Below are 22,143 nucleotides of genomic sequence, written 5' to 3' on the forward strand. Positions count from 1 at the left end.
CGCCTGCTTTTAAGTGAAAAACGTCCCATGGCAACCGAACGATACAATCCGCGCGCGTCAGAGCCCAAATGGCAGAAGGCCTGGGCCGACAAGAAGCTGTTCGAAGCGCACAATGACGACCCGAAGCCGAAATATTACGTGCTGGAAATGTTCCCGTACCCGTCGGGGCGCATCCATATCGGCCATACCCGTAACTACACGATGGGCGACGTGGTGGCGCGCTACAAGCGGGCCAAGGGGTTCAATGTGCTGCACCCGATGGGCTGGGACGCCTTCGGCATGCCGGCAGAGAACGCGGCGATGCAGAACAAGGTCCATCCCAAGGAATGGACCTATCAGAACATCGCCACCATGCGCGAGCAGCTCAAGGTCATGGGCCTGTCGCTGGACTGGGCGCGCGAATTCGCCACCTGCGATGTCGATTACTACCACCGCCAGCAGATGCTGTTCCTCGATTTCGTCGAGAAGGGGCTGGTGACGCGCAAATCCTCCAAGGTCAACTGGGACCCGGAGGACATGACGGTGCTCGCCAACGAGCAGGTCATCGACGGCCGCGGCTGGCGCTCGGGCGCGCTGGTCGAACAGCGTGAGCTGACGCAGTGGTTCTTCAAGATTACCGATTTTGCGCAGGACCTGCTTGATTCGCTCGACGGCCTCGACGAATGGCCCGAAAAAGTGAAGCTGATGCAGCAGAACTGGATCGGCCGTTCGGAAGGCCTGCTGATCCGCTGGCCTCTGGCCTCGGACGTTGCCGGCGAGCATGAGCTGGAGGTCTACACGACGCGGCCCGACACCATTTTCGGCGCGTCGTTCATGGCGATCGCCGCCGACCACCCGCTGGCCAAGAAAGCCGCCGAGAACAATCCAGAACTGGCGAAGTTCATCGAAGAGGTCCGCCATATGGGCACTTCGGTGGCGGCGCTGGAGACGGCCGAGAAGAAAGGTTTCGACACCGGCATCCGCGTCGTTCATCCCTTTGACGACAGCTGGACGCTGCCCGTCTATGTCGCCAATTTCGTGCTGATGGAATACGGCACCGGCGCCATTTTCGGCTGCCCGGCGCACGACCAGCGCGACCTGGACTTCGCCAACAAATACGGCCTGACGGTGGTGCCGGTGGTGATGCCGGAGGGCGAGAATCAGGCGACCTTCCAGATCATCGACGTGGCGTATGGCGATGATGGCGCGATGATCAATTCGCGTTTCCTCGATGGCATGAAGCCGACCCAGGCTTTCGACGAGGTGGCGAAGCTGCTGGAGCAGAAGACGATCGGCAACCGGCCGATGGCCGAGCGCAAGGTGAATTTCCGCCTGCGCGACTGGGGTATTTCGCGCCAGCGCTACTGGGGTTGCCCGATCCCGATGATCCATTGCGAGGCTTGCGGCGTGGTGCCGGTGCCGAAGGCCGACCTGCCGGTCAAGCTGCCGGACGATGTCGATTTCGACCGACCGGGCAATCCGCTCGACCGGCATCCGACCTGGCGGCACGTCGAGTGCCCGCAATGCGGTAGCGATGCGCGTCGCGAAACCGACACGATGGACACGTTCGTCGATTCGTCCTGGTATTTCGCCCGCTTCACCGCGCCTCAAGCGCATGAGCCGACCGATCCCAAGGCGGCCAATGAATGGCTGCCGGTCGACCAGTACATCGGCGGCATCGAGCATGCGATCCTGCATCTGCTCTATTCGCGCTTCTTCACCCGTGCCATGCGCGAGACCGGCCATGTCGACCTGGCCGAGCCGTTCAAGGGCCTGTTCACGCAAGGCATGGTGGTTCACGAGACCTATCGTGTCGGCTCGGCGTCGAACGGCCGCTGGCTGGCGCCGACAGAGGTGCGGCTGGAGGGCCTCGACGGCGAACGCCGCGCCTTCGACATCGCCACCGGCGAGGCGGTCACCATCGGCCCGCTCGAGAAGATGTCGAAGTCGAAGAAGAACACGGTGAGCCCGGAAGACATCACCGATGGCTACGGCGCCGACACGGCGCGCTGGTTCATGCTGTCGGATTCGCCGCCCGAGCGCGACGTCGAATGGACCGATGATGGCGCCGCCGGCGCGCATCGTTTCATGCAGCGCATCTGGCGGCTGGTGGCGACTGCGGCCGAGACGCTGGCAGGCGTCAAGCCTGCCGCGGCTGACGCCGGTGAGGCGGGAGCGGTCTCGAAGGCCACGCACAAGATCCTGAAGGCAGTCGGCGAGGACATCGAGAGGCTCGGCTTCAACCGTGCCATCGCCCGCATTTATGAACTGGCCAATTTGCTGACCACGCCGCTCAACCAGGTGGCCGAAGGCAAGGCCGATTCGGCACTCAAAGGCGCCTGTCGCCAGGCAGTGGAGATCCTGGTGCATCTGGTCGCACCTGTGATGCCGCATCTGGCCGAAGAGTGCTGGGAGACGCTCGGCGGCACCGATCTGGTCGCCGAACGGCCGTGGCCGGTCTTCGATCCGGCACTGGTCGTCGACAATGAAGTGACCTATCCAGTGCAGGTCAACGGCAAGAAGCGGGGGGATTTGACAATTGCCCGCGACGCGGACCAAGGTGCGGTCGAAAAAGCGGTATTGGCTCTCGACTTCGTGCAGAAAGCGCTCGAAGGTAAGGCCCCGCGCAAGGTGATCATCGTGCCGCAGAGGATCGTCAATGTCGTTGCCTGATCGGGAAAAGACAGAGCTGAGCCGTTTGCTGCGCCGCGCCGCGCTTGCCGGCCTGATCGGCTCGCTTGCGCTGGTTTCGGCCTGCACGGTGCGGCCGCTCTATTCCAACGCACTGCTGTCGCCCGGCTCGAACGCTACAGCCAATTCCGAGCTGGCGTCGATCGCCATCAAGCCGGTCAAGACGCGCTATGCCCAGCAGGTGCGAAACAATCTGATCTTCGGCTTCGGGCGCGGCGCCGGCGAACCGGCCTCGCCGGTTTATTCGCTCGATCTCACCGTGACCGAGGCCGTCGAATCCTCGGCCCTCGTGCAGGTCCAAACCGATCAGGACGAGCCGACCGCCGGTTCGGTGACACTGACCGCCAGCTATACGCTGACCGATGCGACAACCGGCGCCGTCGTCACGGTCGGCAAGCGCGCGATCACCTCGTCCTTCGACAGGCCGCGCCAGGAATTTGCCTCCTACCGGGCGCAGATCGACGCCGAAAATCGTGCGGCGCGTGAACTGGCCGAAGCACTGCAACTGTCCATCGCCCAGGATCTGGTCCGGCACGGCAAGAAGACTAGCTAGCGCCACTTTTCCTTTCACGAAAGACGCCATCTCGGCCCGCTTTGCGCTGGCCGAGAGCTCTTCCTTTTCAGCCCCACGCATGTCGATGAGTGGATGATCGTGGGTGACGATCGCCGGCTCGATCCGGCTCGTTCGTCATCGTTGCGAAAGATACGTTTCGGTCGCTCCAACGGTGCTGATGGGAAGCAACTGTTAACCACTCGCTCCCTATTGCTCAGCAGACGGTTCAGCGTGAGTCTTGAGAATGGAATCCAAGCGTTTTCCTCGGGTCAATTCATTGACAGTTTCGCCCGATAATCCCGAGGGTGAGCGTTTGAACAACAAGGTGGATGGCCAGCGGGCCGGCGCGGCCAGATCAGGCAATCCCCCGCCGCCTGTCGATCTCGGCGGCAACGAAAGCCCGGCCTGGCAGGACTATTTCTTCCTGGCGCCCAATGTGCGGTTCACCCGCACGCCGGACTATGACGCCAACACACGCCAGCCACCCCAGATCGCCTCTGAGCAAGGCGAACCGCATCCGCTGCCGGCGCGACAAGCAGTCGCACAGCCTGCTGCGGCCGCGACGTCCTCCGCAGTCTCGACCCCGTCATTGTCGGCGACGATGAAAAGCCGGAACTCCGCTTCGGAGGCCACCTGGCCGCCTGCCAGTAATAGAGCCGTGACGCCTGAGAGGCCGCCAGCACCGGCTGCGGCACCAGTTGCGCCAAGGCATGTTGGCGAACATGCACGGGCTGCTGCGCCGGCGGGTGCGAGGACAGCGGTGACGGCACGTGCATCCGCACCGGCATCGTCTGCCCAGGCAATGGCGGCGCCGGTCAAAACACCAGGCCGCGAAACCGTACGCTGGCCCTATCTGTCGAATCACGTCTTCTTCGAACTCATGGCGCCTTACATGATCGAGAGCCCGTTGCCGGCGCCGCGGGCGGTTCCGGCTTCGCGCCCGGCAGCGCCGGTCGTCTCCCCACGGGTCGACATCCACCCAGCCACGGGCGATCCGACCGCGCTGTTCCGGATCATCGAATGCCTTCCAGGCCAGCAGGCTCCGTCGACCCTGCCGGAAGTCCGCCCGGCCAACTCGAACGAAGCCGTGGTTCAACCGGCAACGAGCAGCGCACCGCAACGGACCCGGGTGAAGGTTGCAATTCCGTCTGCTGCCAGCAACGGCGTTCCGCCACAGGTCGCGCAAGGCGTGGAGGAGGCCGTGCAGACTCCAGCGCTGCGCGTGTCTGCGCCACTGCCTCGGGTCGGCAAGATCGTGCCGGCCACGACAGGCGAGGCGTACGAACTTCCCTCGGAAGAGCTGTTGCAGCAGCCGCCGGAAGGTCAGGGCTTCTACATGTCGCAGGAGCGGCTCGAGCAGAATGCCGATCTGCTGGAAAGCGTGCTGGAGGATTTCGGCGTCCGCGGCGAGATCATCCACGTTCGCCCCGGTCCTGTCGTCACCCTCTATGAGTTCGAGCCGGCGCCGGGCGTCAAATCGTCCCGCGTCATCGGCCTCGCCGACGATATCGCCCGCTCCATGTCGGCGATCTCGGCACGCGTCGCCGTCGTGCCCGGCCGCAACGTCATCGGCATCGAGCTTCCCAACGAGACGCGCGAGACCGTCTATTTCCGCGAACTGATCGAATCGCAGGGTTTTCGCAAAACCAGCTGCAAGCTGGCGCTTTGCCTCGGCAAGACGATCGGCGGCGAGCCGGTCATCGCCGAGTTGGCGAAGATGCCGCATCTGCTCGTCGCCGGCACCACCGGTTCCGGCAAGTCGGTTGCCATCAACACGATGATCCTGTCGCTGCTTTACCGGCTCAAGCCGGAAGAGTGCCGGCTGATCATGGTCGATCCCAAGATGCTCGAGCTCTCCGTCTACGACGGCATCCCGCATCTTCTGACCCCCGTCGTAACCGACCCCAAAAAGGCGGTCACAGCGCTCAAATGGGCGGTGCGCGAAATGGAGGACCGCTATCGCAAGATGGCGCGGCTCGGTGTGCGCAACATCGACGGCTACAATGAGCGCGCCGCCCAAGCCCGCGACAAGGGCGAGGCGGTCGTCATGACGGTGCAGGCCGGCTTCGAAAAGGGCACCGGCGAGCCGCTGTTCGAGCAGCAGGAAATCGATCTCGCGCCGATGCCTTACATCGTCGTCATCGTCGACGAGATGGCCGACCTGATGATGGTCGCCGGCAAGGAGATCGAAGGCGCCATCCAGCGCCTAGCGCAGATGGCGCGCGCGGCCGGCATCCATTTGATCATGGCGACGCAGCGACCCTCGGTCGACGTCATCACCGGCACGATCAAGGCCAACTTCCCGACCCGCATTTCCTTCCAGGTCACCTCCAAGATCGACAGCCGCACCATTCTGGGCGAGCAGGGCGCCGAGCAGCTGCTTGGCCAGGGCGATATGCTGCACATGATGGGTGGCGGACGGATTTCGCGCGTGCACGGCCCCTTCGTTTCCGACGCGGAGGTCGAGCATGTCGTGGCGCATCTGAAGGCGCAGGGCCGCCCGGAATATCTGGAAACCGTGACGGCCGACGAGGACGAGGAGGAGATCGAAGACGACCAGGGCGCGGTCTTCGACAAGGGCTCCGTTGCCGCCGAAGACAGTGATGCCTATGACGAGGCGGTCAAGGTGGTGGTGCGCGACAAGAAGTGCTCGACATCCTACATCCAGCGCCGCCTCGGCATCGGTTACAACCGCGCCGCATCTCTGGTCGAACGCATGGAAAAAGAAGGGCTGGTCGGCGCGCCCAACCATGTCGGCAAGCGCGAGATCATCATGGGGCGGCGCCCGCCGGTAGCCGCACCCGACGATGACGGCGCGGATTGAGCGGAAGCCTTTTCGGCGATCGGTCGTTTTCCGACGCGTAATAAAAAAGGCCGGTTGCCCGGCCTTTTCTCATTGAAGCAGCGTGACCTCAGCCGATCTTCTGGCCGGTCTTGGCCCAGTCGGCGAGAAACTGTTCCAGGCCCTTGTCGGTGAGCGGGTGCTTGACCAGCGCCTTCAGCGTTGCCGGCGGCGCGGTAATGACATCGGCGCCGATCAGGGCGGCCTGCTTGACGTGGTTCACCGTGCGCACCGAAGCGGTCAGGATCTCGGTCTGGTAATCGTAATTGTCGTAGATCTGCCGGATCTCCTGGATCAGTTCCATGCCGTCCGAGCCGGTGTCGTCGATGCGGCCGACGAAGGGCGAGATGAACGAGGCGCCGGCCTTGGCGGCGAGCAACGCCTGGTTGGCCGAGAAGCACAGCGTGACGTTGACCATGCGGTTCATCTGGGTGCGGATCGTCTTGCAGGCCTTGAGACCATCCAGCGTCAGCGGCACCTTGATACAGACATTGGGCGCGATCTTGGCCAGCACCTCGGCTTCCGCCATCATGTCCTTGTATTCGGTCGCCACGACTTCCGCCGAGACCGGGCCAGCGACGATATCGCAGATCTGCTTGGTGACGTCGGCGATCTTGCCGCCGGATTTGAGGATCAGCGACGGATTGGTGGTGACGCCGTCGAGCAGCCCCAGATCGTTGAGCTCACGGATATCCTTGATATCGGCGGTGTCGACAAAAAATTTCATGGCGGGTCTCCTGACGATTTCGTCGTGCTTGGGAAGGCACGTTCAGCGTTGCTCTTTGATCTAGACCAAAGTCGGGGCAAGGTCACGCCTCATGATCGAAGATTCGCCCTTTGTCGCAGCCGCACCGGTGCTGGTGCCGATGCCTGCCGAACGCCCCTACACCTATGCCGTGCCGGCTGGCATGCGTGTTGTGCCGGGGTCGATCGTGCGCGTGCCGCTTGGGCCGCGCCAGGTCGCCGGCATCGTCTGGGACGGAACGGTCGAGAATATCGATGCGAAAAAGCTGCGTCCGATCGAACAGGTTTTCGACTGCCCGCCGATCGACCGCGCCATGCGCCGCTTCGTCGACTGGGTGGCGCAATACACGCTGTCGGCGCCGGGCATGGTGGCGCGCATGCTGCTGCGTGCGCCGGAGGCCTTTGACCCGGAACCCTGGATCGAGGGGCTGCAGCGCACGCTCGTCGTTCCCGACCGCATGACGGATGCACGGGCGCGCGTGCTGGAGACGGCCGAGGGCGGTCTGGCCTGGACGCGGTCCGGCCTGGCGCATGCGGCAGGCGTGTCGTCGACGGTGATCGAAGGGCTGAAGGCGCAAGGCGTGTTCGAGACGGTGATGATCCCGCCGCGCCCGGTGGTGGCCGCGCCTGACTCCAGCTACGCCGTGCCTGAGCTTATGCCTGATCAGAGCGACGCCGCATCGATGCTGCGCGCCAATGTCGCGGCCGGCGTGTTCAATGTCGCGCTGCTCGACGGCGTCACCGGCTCCGGCAAGACCGAGGTCTATTTCGAGGCGGTGGCGGCCGCGCTCGACCAGGGGAAGCAGGTGCTGATCCTGCTGCCGGAAATCGCGCTGACCCATGCTTTCCTCGAACGCTTCCAGCAGCGGTTCGGCGCCAAGCCGGGCGAATGGCATTCGGATCTGCCGCCCAGGATGCGCGAAAAAGTCTGGCGGCAAGTGGCGGAAGGTGGCGTGCGTGTCGTTGCCGGCGCGCGCTCGGCGCTGTTCCTGCCGTTCAGGGAGCTCGGCCTGATCGTCGTCGATGAGGAACACGACCCGGCCTACAAGCAGGAGGACCGGGTCTTCTACAATGCGCGCGACATGGCCGTGGTGCGCGGCCATATCGGCAGTTTTCCGGTCGTGCTGGCGTCGGCGACACCATCGGTCGAGAGCCGGGTCAATGCGAGCCAAGGCAAATACAACAGAGCCGTTCTCTCCGCCCGTTTCGCCGAGGCCGCACTTCCGCAGCTGAAGTCGATCGACATGCGGCGCGCGCCGCCGGCGCGGGGCGGCTTCCTGTCGCCGGTGCTGCTCGACCATATGCGCAAGACGCTGGAAAGGAAGGAGCAGTCGCTGCTGTTCCTCAACCGGCGCGGCTATGCGCCGCTGACGCTGTGCCGGGTCTGCGGCCACCGCTTCGGTTGCCCGGTCTGCTCGGCCTGGCTGGTCGAGCATCGCTTTCGCGGGCAATTGGTCTGCCATCATTGCGGGCACAATGAGCGCCGCCCCGAAGCCTGCCCGGAATGCGGCACGCTTGATCATCTGGTCGCTTGCGGGCCCGGCGTCGAGCGCATTGCCGAGGAAGTCGTCACGCATTTTCCCGATGCGCGCACCATCGTCTTGTCATCCGACCTGATGGGTGGCGTGCGGCGGCTGCGATTGGAACTGGAGGCAATCGCCGATGGCGAGGCCGATATCGTCATCGGCACGCAGCTCGTCGCCAAGGGCCACAATTTTCCCAATATGACCCTGGTCGGCGTCGTCGATGCCGATCTCGGCCTTGCCAATGGTGATCCGCGCGCAGCTGAGCGTACTTTCCAATTGCTCAGCCAGGTCACCGGTCGCGCCGGCCGCACCGGCAAGAAGAGCCTTGGCTTGCTGCAGACTTTCCAGCCCGAGCATCCGGTGATGCGGGCGATCGTCTCCGGTGATGCCGAGGCCTTTTACGAGCGCGAGATCGCCGAGCGCGAGCGGGCGGCCTTGCCACCCTTCGGCCGGCTAGCCGGCGTCATCGTCAGCGCGGTGACGCGGGCGGAAGCCGAGGGCCATGCACGCGGCCTGCGCCGCGCCGCGCCTGAGGCGTCAGACCTGTTCGTGCTGGGGCCGGCCGAGGCGCCGCTAGCCCTGCTCGGCGGCCGCCATCGTTTCCGCCTGCTGATCCAGGGCGAACGACGCGCCGACATGCAAGGGTTTATCCGCGCCATGCTGGCCAACGGACCGAAACAGCGCGGTTCGGTCCGGGTGCAGGTGGATATCGACCCGCAGAGCTTTTTGTAAGGTCGCGATATCGGCGATACGCTGCAGGCCAGCGAGAAACGGAAGATCACATGAAAACCCTTGGTTTGCTCGGTGGCATGAGCTGGGAATCGACGGCCATCTATTATCGGCTGCTCAATGAGATCGTGCGCGAGCGCCTCGGCGGGCTGCATTCGGCGAAATTGCTGCTCTGGTCGTTCGACTTCGCCGAGATCGCCGAGCGGCAACACCATAGCGATTGGGAGGGCGCCGGCGTGCTGCTTGTCGAAGCGGCGCGCAAGCTCGAGGCCGGTGGCGCGGAAGGCCTGCTTCTGTGCACCAACACCATGCACAAGCTGGCCGACCAGGTGCAGGCGTCCGTCTCCATCCCGCTGATTCACATCGCCGATGCCACCGCGGCAGCGATCAAGCGTGCTGGCATGCAGCGCCCGGCGCTTTTGGCGACGCGCTTCACCATGGAGCAGGATTTCTACAAGGGCCGGCTCGCCGACAAATACGGCCTGTCGCCGGTGGTGCCGGATGCGGCCGGGCGCGACATGGTGCATCGCGTCATCTATGACGAGCTCTGCCAGGGCATCGTCACCGACGTCTCGAAGGCGGCTTATATACAAGAGGCCGAACGCCTGCGCCGGGAAGAGGCCGCCGACAGCATCATCATGGGCTGCACTGAGATCACCATGCTGATTGGACAGGGCGATTTCGACATTCCGGTCTTTGACACCACCCGCATCCATGCCGAGGCGGCGGTGGAATTCGCGCTCGGCTGATGCGCTGCTCCTAAAGTGCCCTGAACCATCTGGCGCGCTTCTTTTCCTTCGCTAGAATGCCCGCAATTTCAAAACAGACATTTCGAGGGGACAGTATGGATTTTGCGCTACCATGGCCGACGAGCCAGGGCGAATGGCTGGCCTGGTCGAGCGCTGTCTTCACCGTGCTGCTCGGCCTTCTGTTTTTTCTGGCGCCTGGCCTCGCCTTCCGCATCCTGCGCTTGCAGGCCAAGCCTGAGAAAGCGGCGGCGATTGCCGAGGGGCGGGGCAGGATGTCAGGCTTTTATCTCGGCGTCGGGCTGTGCTGCATCCTGTTGGCGCAGCCGCTGGTTTACATGGCGCTCGGCTTCTCCTGGCTGTTCACCGCCTTCGGCCGGCTGCTGTCGATGATGTCGGATGGCGCCAACACACCTTTCAATTGGGTTTCCATTGTGGTGGAATTGATCCTGGCGGCATTGCCGCTCGCCTTTGCCTTCGGCTTTGTGCCCTGAATCCCTAGCTATTCCGGGGTGTGAGACGAGACTCTTTTGCCGGATGCGACAATAGTGCCTGAAAACCATGCGGAACGACGCATTGCGGTCTTAAAATGCCTGTGCTAGACGGCAATCGACTTTCGGCCGGGGATAGCGGAAGCCGCGCCTCCGTGCTTGAAAAAATGCAGTAAGGTCAAAGATTTAGCCAGAGTTTTTGCTCGCGCCAACAATCTGCGGCCTGTCAGACAAGAGAAAAGACGGTCCGTGGCTCAATCGTCATCGCCAATCTCAGGTGTTGCAGAACGCTACGCGGGTTCGCTGTTCGAACTCGCGCGGCAGGCAAATTCGGTCGCCAAGGTCGAGGCCGACCTCAACAGTTTCGAAGCCATGCTCGAAGGCAGCGCCGACCTTACCCGCCTGATCAACAGCCCGGTGTTCTCCAGCGAGGACCAGGCCAAGGCTATCGCTGCGATCGCCGACAAGGCGGGGATTGCCGGCCTCGCCGGCAATTTCCTGCGCGTCGTCGCCCAGAACCGGCGGCTGTTCGCCATTCCCGGCATGATCAAGGCGTTCCGTCAGATTGCTGCCGAAGCGCGTGGCGAGACCACTGCTGATGTCACGTCGGCACATGAGCTGACAGCGGCCCAGCAAACAGAACTGAAGGCCGCGCTGAAAAGCGTTGCCGGCAAGGATGTGGCCATCTCCGTCACCGTCGATCCGTCGCTGCTCGGCGGGCTGGTGGTCAAGATGGGCTCGCGTCAGATCGATACGTCGCTCAAAACCAAACTCAATTCGCTCAAGCTTGCACTGAAAGAGGTCGGCTGATGGACATCCGCGCCGCGGAAATTTCCGCAATTCTGAAAGACCAGATCAAGAATTTCGGCAAGGAGGCCGAGGTCTCCGAAGTTGGACAGGTGCTGTCCGTCGGTGACGGTATCGCCCGCGTATACGGCCTCGACAATGTCCAGGCCGGCGAAATGGTCGAATTCCCCGGCGGCATCCGCGGCATGGCGCTCAACCTCGAAGCCGACAATGTCGGCGTCGTCATCTTCGGCGCCGACCGCGACATCAAGGAAGGCGACATCGTCAAGCGCACCGGCGCCATCGTCGACGTTCCGGTCGGTCCGGGCCTGCTCGGTCGCGTCGTCGACGCGCTCGGCAACCCGATCGACGGCAAAGGCCCGATCAAGGCGACCGAACGCAAGCGCGTCGACGTCAAGGCGCCCGGCATCATCCCGCGCAAGTCGGTGAACGAGCCGATGTCGACCGGCCTCAAGGCCATCGATGCGCTGATCCCGGTCGGCCGCGGCCAGCGCGAGCTGGTCATCGGCGATCGTCAGACCGGCAAGACCGCCATCATTCTCGACACGATGCTCAACCAGAAGTCGGTGCATGACAACGGCCCCGAGAAGGAAAAGCTCTACTGCGTCTACGTCGCCGTCGGCCAGAAGCGCTCGACCGTCGCGCAGTTCGTCAAGGTTCTGGAAGAGCGCGGCGCGCTCGAATATTCGATCATCGTCGCCGCCACCGCTTCCGACCCGGCGCCGATGCAGTTCCTGGCGCCGTTCGCTGGCGCCACCATGGGCGAATATTTCCGCGACAACGGTATGCACGCGCTGATCAGCTACGACGATCTGTCGAAGCAGGCCGTCGCCTATCGCCAGATGTCGCTGCTGCTGCGCCGCCCGCCGGGCCGCGAAGCCTATCCTGGCGACGTTTTCTACCTGCACTCGCGCCTGCTCGAGCGGGCCGCCAAGCTCAATGACGATCTGGGCGGCGGATCGCTGACCGCTTTGCCAATCATCGAAACGCAGGCCAACGACGTGTCGGCCTATATCCCGACCAACGTGATCTCGATCACCGACGGTCAGATCTTCCTCGAGACCAATTTGTTCTTCCAGGGCATTCGTCCCGCGGTGAACGTTGGCCTGTCGGTCAGCCGCGTCGGCTCGGCCGCGCAGATCAAGGCGATGAAGCAGGTTGCCGGTTCGATCAAGGGCGAGCTCGCGCAGTACCGTGAAATGGCGGCCTTCGCGCAGTTCGGCTCCGATCTCGACGCCGCCACGCAGCGCCTGCTCAATCGCGGATCGCGCCTGACCGAACTCCTGAAGCAGCCGCAGTTCTCGCCGCTGAAGACGGAAGAGCAGGTCGCGGTGATCTTCGCCGGCGTCAATGGCTATCTCGACAAGCTGCCGGTCAACCAGGTCGGCAAGTTCGAGCATGGCCTGCTCAGCCACATGCGTGCGGCCGGCAAGGACGTTCTCGACGCCATCCGCAAGGAAAAGGCACTGTCGGACGATCTGCGCGCCAAGCTGAAGGCCGAGATCGACGCTTTCGCCAAGACCTTCGCCTGAGCGAAGCGACAAGACGGGATCAGGTTTGAAGCATGCCTTCATTAAAAGACCTTCGTAACCGTATCGCCTCGGTCAAGGCGACGCAGAAGATCACCAAGGCGATGCAGATGGTCGCTGCGGCGAAGCTGCGCCGTGCGCAAGAGGCCGCGGAAGCGGCGCGCCCCTATTCGGAGCGCATGGGTTCCGTGCTGGCCAACATCACCCAGGCAATCGGCGGCGGCGGCGATGCCCCGGCGCTGATGACCGGCACCGGCAAGGATGCCGTGCATCTGCTGGTCGTCTGCACCGCTGAACGCGGTCTGTGCGGCGGCTTCAATTCGCAGATCGCCCGTCTGGCCCGCGACCATATCCGCCGGCTTTTGGCCGACGGCAAGCAGGTCAAGATCATCTGCGTCGGCAAGAAGGGTTTCGACATCCTGCGCCGCGACTATGCATCGATGATCATCGACCGTGTCGACCTGCGTGAGGTCAAGACGCTCCGTTTCGTCAACGCCGATGCCATCGCCAAGAAGGTTATCCACCTGTTCAACGAGGGTGGCTTCGACATCTGCACGCTGTTCTATTCGCAGTTCAAATCGGTGATCAGCCAGATCCCGACCGCGCAGCAGATCATCCCGGCCGGCGTGGCTTCGGCTCCAGCCGAGGCGCTGGATGGCGGCAACGCGGTCTACGAATATGAACCGGAGCCGGGCGAAATCCTCTCCGACCTCATCCCGCGCAACATTTCCGTGCAGGTTTTCCGGGCGCTGCTCGAAAACGCCGCCGGCGAAATGGGCGCCAAGATGAGCGCCATGGACAATGCGACGCGCAACGCCGGCGAGATGATCAACAAGCTGTCGATCACCTACAACCGCCAGCGGCAGGCGCAGATCACCAAGGAACTGATCGAAATCATTTCGGGCGCCGAAGCGCTCTAGGCGCGGTCCGCGGGTCATCGACCCGCGACCGGACCGCGTGAGAAACAAAGGACGAAAAAGGGTAAAGACGATGGCGAAAGCAGCGACCCCCAAGACGGCGGCCCCCAAGGCCGCAGCCGCGAAGACCGCAGCCCCCGCGAAGGCGGCCAAGGCTCCGGCAGCAGCCGCGAAGGCAGCTCCGGCAAAGACGGCGGCAGTGCCCGCAAAGGCCACTGCGGCCAAGACTTCGGCTGTTGCCACCAAGGCAACCGGCGTTGTCGGCAAGGTCCGTCAGGTCATCGGCGCCGTCGTCGACGTGCAGTTCGGCGATCACCTGCCGGCGATCCTGAACGCGCTCGAGACGACCAATGTCGGCAACCGCCTGGTGCTCGAAGTGGCTCAGCATCTCGGTGAAAACACCGTGCGCTGCATCGCCATGGACTCCACCGAAGGTCTGGTGCGCGGCCAGGAAGTGCGCGACACCGGCGCGCCGATCACCGTTCCGGTCGGCCCGGGCATGCTCGGCCGCATCATCAACGTCATCGGCGAGCCGGTCGACGAAGAAGGCCCGGTCGATGCGACCGAAATGCGCTCCATCCACCAGCCGGCTCCGACCTATGTCGAGCAGTCGACGGAAGCCCAGATCCTGATCACCGGCATCAAGGTGCTCGACCTGCTGGCACCTTACGCCAAGGGTGGCAAGATCGGCCTGTTCGGCGGCGCCGGCGTCGGCAAGACCGTGCTGATCCAGGAGCTGATCAACAACATCGCCAAGGCGCATGGCGGCTATTCGGTGTTCGCCGGCGTCGGCGAGCGCACCCGCGAGGGCAACGATCTCTATCACGAGTTCATCGAATCCGGCGTCAACAAGAAGGGCGGCGGCGAAGGCTCCAAGGCCGCACTCGTGTACGGCCAGATGAACGAGCCGCCGGGTGCGCGCGCCCGCGTCGGCCTGACCGGCCTGACGGTTGCGGAGTATTTCCGCGACCAGGGTCAGGACGTGCTGTTCTTCGTCGACAACATCTTCCGCTTTACACAGGCGGGTTCGGAAGTGTCGGCTCTGCTTGGCCGTATCCCATCGGCCGTCGGCTATCAGCCGACGCTCGCCACCGACATGGGCGCGCTGCAGGAACGCATCACCACCACCACCAAGGGCTCAATTACCTCGGTGCAGGCCATCTACGTGCCCGCCGACGACTTGACCGATCCGGCGCCGGCAACCTCGTTCGCCCACCTTGACGCGACCACGACGCTCAACCGCGCCATCGCCGAAAAGGGCATCTACCCAGCTGTCGATCCGCTGGATTCGACCTCGCGCATGCTCGACCCGCTGGTCGTCGGCGACGAGCACTATGGCGTCGCCCGCCAGGTGCAGTCGATCCTCCAGCGCTACAAGTCGCTGCAGGACATCATCGCCATCCTGGGCATGGACGAGTTGTCGGAAGAGGACAAGCAGACCGTGGCCCGCGCCCGCAAGATCGAGCGCTTCCTGTCGCAGCCGTTCTTCGTCGCCGAAGTGTTCACCGGCGCGCCGGGCAAGCTGGTCGATCTCGCCGACACCATCAAGGGCTTCAAGGGCCTCTGCAACGGCGACTACGATCACCTGCCGGAAGCTGCCTTCTACATGGTCGGCGGCATCGAGGAAGCGGTCGAGAAGGCTCAGCGACTGGCGGCTGAAGCGGCTTAATTCCCTTATCAGCAGCGCGGTACTGCCGCGCTGCCTTCGATCCAAGTTTGTGAGACACCATGGCTGAAGCTTTCAAGTTCGAACTGGTCTCGCCGGAACGCCTGCTGGTTTCCGAGCAGGTCGAATCCGTCGTCATTCCGGGTGCCGAAGGCGAGATGACGGTGATGGCGCATCACGCGCCGGTCATGACCACGATCAAGCCGGGTGTCGTCACGGTGAAGACCGCGTCGGGCGGCGAAGAACGCTATGTCGTGTTCGGCGGTTTTGCCGATATCGTCCCGGCCGGCTGCACGCTGCTGGCGGAATCGGCTGTCGCGGTGAAGGATGTCGACCGTGCGGATCTCGCCCGCCGCATCCAGGAAGCCAAGGAAGATGCCGCCGACGCCAAGGACGATCAGACCCGCAGCAAGGCGGAACAGTTCCTTAGCCAGCTAACCACGCTGGAAGGCGCCATTCTGCCGGCCTGAAATTCGGCCTAGATGACTTGATGAAAAGCGGGGCCCTGCCTCGCTTTTTTGTCTTAGATGCCCAAGGCGGCGAAGGCCAGTGTCGGACCATCCCGTCGCAAGTGCACGAGATGCACGGCCACGAGTTCAATCAGCGTCTGCCGCTCGGCATGATCCCTGGCGAAACCGGCAAGTTCGAATACGGCCGAGACCGTTTCGTTCGCCGGTAGCTGCTGGCTCAAAAGCGCCGTCAGTGCCGCGTCGAGCGGATCGGTGAAATGGTTTTCGGGCAAGGTTTTCCCGCGCGCGGCGCAGGCGGCGATCCAGGCCGCTACCACCAGCGTGAGATGCACGAACTCAGTTCCGGCTTCGAGGCACTCGATGGCGGATGCGATGATGCGCTGTGGCAGTTTCTGGCTGCCGTCATTGGCGATCTGGGCGGTGCGGTGGGCGAGCGCAGTGTTGGAGAAACGCTCGGTAAGCTCGGCTGTGTAGGCTGATGTATCGAGCCCGGCATCCTCCGGCAAAGTCGGAATGGCTTCGGCCCACAATGCATCGACGAATTGTCGGATCGCCGGGTCGGCGAAAGCGCGGTCGACCGTGGCGTGGCCGCTGAGCAGGCCGAGATAGGCGATGGCCGAATGCGATCCGTTGAGAAGTCTCAGCTTCATGTCCTCGAAGGGCCCGACATCGCGGACCATGGTGACGCCGAATCTTTCCCAGGCCGGCCTGCCTCCCGGAAAATTGTCCTCTACCACCCATTGGCAGAACGGCTCTGTCATCACAGGCCAGGCATCCTCGACGCCGAGTTCGACAGCAATCCGCTCCCGATCGGCATCGGTCGTTGCCGGCACGATGCGGTCGACCATGCTCGACGGAAAAGCGACGTGATCAGCAATGTGGTCGGCGAGGTTGGCATCGCCCGTTGAGCCGAGCCCGGCATCGCGCAACGCGGCGAATTCGGTCAGCAACCGGTGCAGAGTGGTGCCATTGGCTGGCAGGTTGTCGCAACACAGCACGGTAAAGGGCGGTGTTCCCGCGGCCAGCCTTCGGGCAAGCGCCTCGGCCAGAAAACCATGCGCGGTCTTCGGCATCCGCGGATTGGCCAGATCGTGGATGATGTCGGGATGGGTGGCGTCCAGTCCACCGCCCGCGGCCCTGAGATAGGCCTTCTCGGTGATGGTCAGCGTAACGATGCGGGTGCGCGGATCGGTCAGCGCGGCCAGCACGGCACTGGGGTTTTCCGGCGCCACCAGCAGCGACTGGATCGAGCCGATGACGCGCAGCTCCTCCTCGCCACTGCTGCGGATCGCCAGCGTGTAGAGCCCGTCCTGCGGCGAGAGCGCGTCGCGTGTGTCGGCGCTGCGCAAGGAGACGCCGACGATGCCCCAGTCCGTTTCGCCCGCCGCCAGGCAGTCGTCGACATAAGCGGCCTGATGGGCGCGATGAAAGGCACCGACGCCGAGATGCACGATGCCCGATACAACCTTGTCGCGGTCATATGCGGGGATTTTGGTCCCCTCGGGCAGCTTTTGTAGCGTGGCGTCGGACAGATGGCTTCTGGTCATCACGATACCGGGGCTGAGGGCTTGGGAAGCGGCGGATGACAGGCGGCGTAACACCTGTTTGCGCTTGCCGCAAGGATGCCGCTTTGCCAGCACACATTGACATCGCTTTGACCCGAACGTACCGATATCCAGATTGGAAGGAGCCGCTTTTCCCATGGTCGCGTTGACCGATCCGGACCTGCTGTTCCCGTCCAAAGCGCATTCGCGCTCGCTTGCCCGCGACCTCTACGCCGGCATCAAGAACCTGCCCATCGTGAGCCCGCACGGCCACACCGATCCGCGCTGGTATGCGCTCAACGAACCGTTTCCGGATCCGGCGCAACTGCTCATCGTGCCCGACCACTACATCTTCCGCATGCTGTTCAGCCAGGGTGTCCGCCTGGAGGATCTCGGCATTGCTGCTCTCGATGGGTCACCAGTCGAGGCCGACGGCAGGACCATCTGGCGGCGTTTTGCCGAAAATTATTTCCTCTTCCGCGGCACGCCGACCCGGTTGTGGCTCGACCATGTGCTTGCGCATCTGTTCGGTATCGAAGAGCCATTGAGTGCCGAGACGGCCGATCGCCACTACGACACGATCGCGACGCTGCTGCAGTGGGAGAATTTCCGGCCGCGCGCCTTGTTCGAGCGCTTCAATATCGAGGTCATCGCGACGACGGAAGGCGCGCTCGACGATCTCAAATGGCACAAGATGATCCGCGACAGCGGCTGGGAGGGCCGCGTTATCACGGCCTATCGGCCGGACGCGGTCGTCGATCCCGATTTCGAAGGTTTTTCAGCCAATCTCGATCGGCTGGGCGAGATAACCGGCTGCGACACCGGCGGCTGGGCCGGCTATCTCGACGCGCATCGCCAGCGGCGCGCCTTCTTCAAGAGTTTTGGCGCGACCTCGTCCGACCATGGCCATCCGACGGCGGAGACCGCCAACCTTTCCGACGCGGCGGCGCAGGAGCTGTTCAACCGCATCCGCCACGGCTCGGAGGACGAGCGCGAGCGAAAACTGTTCCGCGCCCAGATGCTGACCGAGATGGCCAAGATGAGCCGGGACGACGGGCTGGTGATGCAGATCCATCCTGGCTCTTGGCGCAATCACTCGCCTTCTGTTTTCCAGAGATTCGGCCGCGACAAGGGCTTCGATATTCCGACCCGGACCGACTATGTGACGGCGCTGAAGCCGTTGCTCGACTGCGTCGGGCTGGAGCGTGACCTGACCATTGTGCTCTTCACGCTCGACGAAACCAGCTATGCGCGCGAACTGGCGCCGTTGGCCGGCGTCTATCCGGCGCTGAAGCTCGGGCCGGCCTGGTGGTTTCATGACAGTCCGGAAGGCATGCGCCGCTTCCGCGAGATGACCACGGAGACGGCCGGCTTCTACAACACCGTCGGCTTCAACGACGACACCCGCGCCTTTCCCTCGATCCCGGCCCGCCACGATGTGGCGCGTCGCGTCGACTGCGCCTTCCTGGCGCGGCTCGTCGCCGAGCATCGGCTGCGCGAGGACGAGGCGCATGAGCTGGCAGGGGAATTGGCCTATACGCTGGCCAAGAAAGCCTATCGGCTCTGATGCATGCTGGCGCGATCAGCGTAGGCCAGCCGTCCGCGATGAGGAGAAGACGATGACGAAGCCGAAAATCTTCGCGCATGCCGGCGAGGGTGCCTGGACGCCGACGCCTGACGGCAACAGGCGGCGGGTTCTCCTCTCCACCGATGAATTGATGCTGGTCGAATTCGGTTTCGACAAGGGCGGCGTCGGCGCTCTGCATTCGCATCCGCATGTCCAGTCAAGCTACGTTGCCGAAGGCCGTTTCGAGGTGACAATAGACGGCCAAACCGAAATCCTCGGGACAGGCGGCAGCTTCATCGTGCCGTCGGGTCTGGTGCACGGCGTCAAGGCGCTGGAGGCGGGGCGGCTGGTCGACAATTTCACGCCGCACAGGGCCGATTTTCTCACCTGAATGCGCGAGCGTCCGCATGGTCACGGCGGCCGGCGGCAAGCAAGCGATGCGTGGCCTCGAGAATAGCCTCGACCGGTGCGTCGGCGACGTCAGCCCTGCGTCCGCGTCTCGGCGCCGTCACCACCTCGACCATGTTCGATAGCGGCCGCCACCGCTCCAGATTGGCGCCGTTGTTGACGATGACCGTCGGCGTCATGACCGTGGCGAACAGGTGCCCCAGGCCACCTTCCATGCCGACATAGGCGGCGGCCATCTCGCCGAGCGCCAGCAGCAGGTCACCGAACGTCTCGACATCGAGCCCAAGGTCAGGACCGATCATCGTGAGCCGGCTTTCTCGGGCGGCCAGGCTCTGTGGCGTCGGTCCTTTGCCCGGGGTGACCAGATACAGCACCCGGTAGCCGACATCGATGAGATTGCGGGCAACGGCTGATACCTGGTCGTCGCTCATGAACTTGTTGCCCCTGGCGTTGCCGCCAAGCAGGACCAGCGGACGGTCGTCGGCGCCGACGAGCCGGCGCGCCAGGGCCCGGGCGGAGTGCGGAACGTCGAGCCTGTGATCGAATGGCAGGTGCCGGCCGGCGAGGCGCTCGATCAGCCGGTGGTAGCGCCAGGCATTGTGTTCGGGCCGCCAGGTCCATCTGGTGCCCCAACGCAGCGATAGGAGATAGCCGGCAAAGTTGGGCTCGTAGTGAACGCCGCGGCCGAGAAGCTGCAACCCGGTCACCATCAGGCCGGGGACGCCCGTCCGGAAGTCGACGACCGTCTTCTGTCTGCCAGGCTGTGCGAATTCAGCGAGAATGTCGGAAAGCGGCTTCATCCTGAAGTCGTCGACCAGGGGAGCGGCATGCTTGTGCAACATGCCCATGAGCGAAGACTTGCCCTGGCAGCCATAGACGATATGGCTTCGTGGAAAGGCCGTTCTTGCCGCCCGCAAGGCTGGTATTCTCAGCAACCCGTCCCCGAGGGCGTCGTTGCGGACGTAGAAAATCAGCAGCGGCGCGGGCAAATCCATGGCCAGGCGGATCCGTTAGGGTATGGCGTCGAGAGGGGAGCCAGCTTCTGAGAACACGACCCTAGAAGACAGCAATTCCCCGCTGAATCCAGAGGGAATATGCGCCGAACGTAATAATGCGGGCGGTGCCGAGCTGCATCGCCGCCACCCCGCCTCGTCATTTCGGCATTGAAGCGGCGACGTCGGTCAGGTGATATGCCGGAGCAGGCCGAAAAGCCGCTCGAACGTCTTGCCGTAAGGTGGGCGCAGCAGGGCGCCGGCGCTCAGGCGCGACTGCAGGAAAACCGGCTTCTGCTTGCTGAAGGTGCAGAACCCCCATTGCCCGTGATAGGCGCCCATGCCACTGGCGCCGACGCCGCCGAAGGGCTGGTTCTCCTGCACCAGATGCAGCATGCAGTCGTTGATGGTGACGCCGCCGGCGACGGTCTCGCGCAGGATACGCCGGCGGTTGCCGCTGTCGTTGCCGAACCAGTAGAGCGCCAGTGGCCGGTCGGCCTGGTTCACATGGCTGATCGCCTCGTCGACGGTGGCATATTCGACAATCGGCAGCACCGGGCCGAAAATCTCCTCGCGCATCAGCCGCAGGTCCGGGCCGGCATTGCTGACCAGGGTCGGCAGCAGCTTCCGGCTCGTGGTGCCGAGATCTTCGCCGGCCGGGTTGATTTCGGTGACATCGGCGCCGGCATCGCGGGCTTCCGCGATCATGGCGCGCAGGCGCTGGAAGTGCCGGTCGCTGATGATGGCGGTATAGTCGGGATTGTCGCGCAGCGTGGGATAGAGCCGCGCCACCGCGGTTGCGAGCTTGGCGGCGACCGTGCCTGCCTGTCCCTTGGGCACCAGGAGATAGTCGGGCGCGATGCAGGTCTGCCCGGCATTGAGCAGTTTGCCATAGGCGATGCTGGCTGTTGCCGCACCGAGATCGCAGGAGGGATCGAAGATTGCCGGCGACTTGCCACCGAGTTCGAGCGTGACCGGGGTCAGGTTGGCGGCCGCGGCCATCGCGACATGGCGGCCGACAGCTGTCGAACCGGTGAACAGCAGATGATCGAACGGCATCGACACGAAGGCCTTGCCTGTCTCGGCATCGCCGGTGATGACGCTCAACTCGTCGGGCGAAAAATGCTCGCTGGCGAGTTTTGCCAGCAACTCCGAGAAAGCCGGTGTCAGTTCGGACGGCTTGACCAGCACGCGGTTGCCGGCGGCGAGCGCTGCCGTGACCGGCGCGACGGCAAGCTGGAACGGGTAATTCCACGGCGAGACGATGCCGACGACACCAAGCGGCTGCGGCAAGAGGCGATTGCGGCCCGGCAGGAACGGCAAGGTGGTGGCGACACGACGCTCCCGCATCCAGCCTTTCAGATGAGACAGCGTGTGGCGGATGCCGGCGCGCACGACAAACAGTTCGGCAAGGCGCGTCTCGTGTGTTGACCGGCTGCCAAAGTCGGCGTTGATCGCGGCGCAGATCTCAGCTTCGTGTCGCTCGGTCAGGGCCAGCAGGCGCTTCAGGCGGTCCTTTCGGACGTCCAAGTCGGGAAAGGGCTGTTTCTCGAAAGCAGCGCGCTGCAGCTTAAACCGTTCGCCGAGGACATCCTGTCTCACCTGCAGCATCGTGCCCTCCCTGGCTTTTGCCGGCCAACCTTACATCCGGGAGCGCAGGAATCCAGCGGGGGTGCGGGTGTCGCGAGGGAAGGCATTCTTTGTGGGCGCGTTCAATCGGCCCAAGTTCGACGTTCCCGGTCGAGGTCGGGAAGCGTCGACGGATCGGCACGCCGGGTTTGAATGCAACCAGATCATATGCTTTAACCTTCCGTTTTTATGCATGTCGTTCTACCGAAGACGACAAGGCAGGAATCACCACCAAATCGTCGTAGGGGAAGGCGCCTGTTGTCGCGCCGACGAGATCAGGCTTTGAAGGGGGCGGGTTTGGGAGAACATCCGG

The 22,143-nt window shown here is 63.8% G+C and carries 17 protein-coding genes; 13 read left to right on the plus strand and 4 right to left on the minus strand.

Annotated elements, in window-relative coordinates:
• Positions 1-27: 27 nt before the first annotated feature.
• The 3 genes from leuS to AC56QX_RS07685 all read left to right on the plus strand — a co-directional run bounded on the left by leuS (position 28) and on the right by AC56QX_RS07685 (position 6,047).
• The gene (leuS, locus tag AC56QX_RS07675; protein ID WP_497114962.1) at positions 28-2,652 is read left to right on the plus strand and encodes a leucine--tRNA ligase; all 2,625 of its coding nucleotides are present in this window, start codon (positions 28-30) and stop codon (positions 2,650-2,652) included.
• The gene (locus tag AC56QX_RS07680) at positions 2,639-3,223 is read left to right on the plus strand and encodes an LPS assembly lipoprotein LptE (RefSeq protein ID WP_497114964.1); all 585 of its coding nucleotides are present in this window, start codon (positions 2,639-2,641) and stop codon (positions 3,221-3,223) included. Before leuS ends, AC56QX_RS07680 begins: the two co-directional genes overlap by 14 nt.
• 244 nt (positions 3,224-3,467) lie before the next feature.
• The gene (locus tag AC56QX_RS07685) at positions 3,468-6,047 is read left to right on the plus strand and encodes a DNA translocase FtsK (protein ID WP_497114966.1); all 2,580 of its coding nucleotides are present in this window, start codon (positions 3,468-3,470) and stop codon (positions 6,045-6,047) included.
• Between the two features lie 88 nt (positions 6,048-6,135).
• Here the strand turns inward: AC56QX_RS07685 and fsa are convergent, their stop codons facing one another.
• Complete coding sequence (gene fsa, locus AC56QX_RS07690) at positions 6,136-6,792, minus strand: fructose-6-phosphate aldolase (RefSeq protein WP_475437232.1); 657 nt, start codon at positions 6,790-6,792, stop codon at positions 6,136-6,138.
• A gap of 91 nt (positions 6,793-6,883) precedes the next feature.
• On the opposite strand from fsa, the gene AC56QX_RS07695 reads away from it, so the two are divergent.
• The 8 genes from AC56QX_RS07695 (at position 6,884) to AC56QX_RS07730 (ending at position 15,690) form a co-directional block, all read left to right on the plus strand.
• Positions 6,884-9,067, plus strand: coding sequence for a primosomal protein N' (locus tag AC56QX_RS07695; RefSeq protein WP_497114968.1), 2,184 nt, complete (start codon positions 6,884-6,886; stop codon positions 9,065-9,067).
• A 50-nt stretch (positions 9,068-9,117) separates the two neighbouring features.
• Entirely contained in the window at positions 9,118-9,813 is a 696-nt protein-coding gene (locus tag AC56QX_RS07700; protein ID WP_497114970.1) for an aspartate/glutamate racemase family protein, read from the plus strand.
• Positions 9,814-9,908: 95 nt separating this feature from the next.
• Positions 9,909-10,304, plus strand: coding sequence for an AGROH133_08824 family phage infection protein (locus tag AC56QX_RS07705; protein WP_027043024.1), 396 nt, complete (start codon positions 9,909-9,911; stop codon positions 10,302-10,304).
• A gap of 246 nt (positions 10,305-10,550) precedes the next feature.
• A complete protein-coding gene (locus tag AC56QX_RS07710) occupies positions 10,551-11,111 on the plus strand; it encodes a F0F1 ATP synthase subunit delta (protein WP_258588733.1) in 561 nt (186 codons plus the stop codon).
• A complete protein-coding gene (gene atpA / locus AC56QX_RS07715) occupies positions 11,111-12,640 on the plus strand; it encodes a F0F1 ATP synthase subunit alpha (RefSeq protein ID WP_172222567.1) in 1,530 nt (509 codons plus the stop codon). Before AC56QX_RS07710 ends, atpA begins: the two co-directional genes overlap by 1 nt.
• 32 nt (positions 12,641-12,672) lie before the next feature.
• A complete protein-coding gene (locus AC56QX_RS07720) occupies positions 12,673-13,557 on the plus strand; it encodes a F0F1 ATP synthase subunit gamma (protein ID WP_497114973.1) in 885 nt (294 codons plus the stop codon).
• 70 nt (positions 13,558-13,627) lie between these two features.
• Entirely contained in the window at positions 13,628-15,223 is a 1,596-nt protein-coding gene (gene atpD, locus AC56QX_RS07725; RefSeq protein WP_497114975.1) for a F0F1 ATP synthase subunit beta, read from the plus strand.
• A gap of 59 nt (positions 15,224-15,282) precedes the next feature.
• Positions 15,283-15,690, plus strand: coding sequence for a F0F1 ATP synthase subunit epsilon (locus AC56QX_RS07730; protein WP_497114977.1), 408 nt, complete (start codon positions 15,283-15,285; stop codon positions 15,688-15,690).
• A gap of 53 nt (positions 15,691-15,743) precedes the next feature.
• Here the strand turns inward: AC56QX_RS07730 and AC56QX_RS07735 are convergent, their stop codons facing one another.
• Positions 15,744-17,237 carry a mannitol dehydrogenase family protein gene (locus AC56QX_RS07735; RefSeq protein WP_497114979.1) on the minus strand — a complete coding sequence of 498 codons (1,494 nt, stop codon included), beginning with the start codon at positions 17,235-17,237 and terminating at the stop codon, positions 15,744-15,746.
• 154 nt (positions 17,238-17,391) lie between these two features.
• Here AC56QX_RS07735 and uxaC point away from each other — a divergent pair, with 154 nt between their 5' ends.
• Together uxaC and AC56QX_RS07745 are read left to right on the plus strand one after the other, a co-directional pair.
• Positions 17,392-18,801: a glucuronate isomerase gene (gene uxaC / locus AC56QX_RS07740; protein WP_497114981.1), complete on the plus strand. Its 1,410-nt coding sequence runs from the start codon at positions 17,392-17,394 to the stop codon at positions 18,799-18,801.
• Positions 18,802-18,853: 52 nt separating this feature from the next.
• Entirely contained in the window at positions 18,854-19,192 is a 339-nt protein-coding gene (locus AC56QX_RS07745; protein ID WP_497114983.1) for a cupin domain-containing protein, read from the plus strand.
• Here AC56QX_RS07745 and AC56QX_RS07750 read toward each other — a convergent pair.
• Together AC56QX_RS07750 and AC56QX_RS07755 are read right to left on the minus strand one after the other, a co-directional pair.
• A complete protein-coding gene (locus tag AC56QX_RS07750) occupies positions 19,185-20,204 on the minus strand; it encodes a glycosyltransferase family 9 protein (protein WP_497114985.1) in 1,020 nt (339 codons plus the stop codon). The two genes, AC56QX_RS07745 and AC56QX_RS07750, sit on opposite strands and share 8 nt — an antisense overlap.
• A gap of 186 nt (positions 20,205-20,390) precedes the next feature.
• The gene (locus AC56QX_RS07755) at positions 20,391-21,812 is read right to left on the minus strand and encodes a coniferyl aldehyde dehydrogenase (protein ID WP_497114987.1); all 1,422 of its coding nucleotides are present in this window, start codon (positions 21,810-21,812) and stop codon (positions 20,391-20,393) included.
• Between the last annotated feature and the right edge of the window lie 331 nt (positions 21,813-22,143).

It is taken from the genome of Mesorhizobium sp. RCAM 06353, assembly GCF_059683585.1.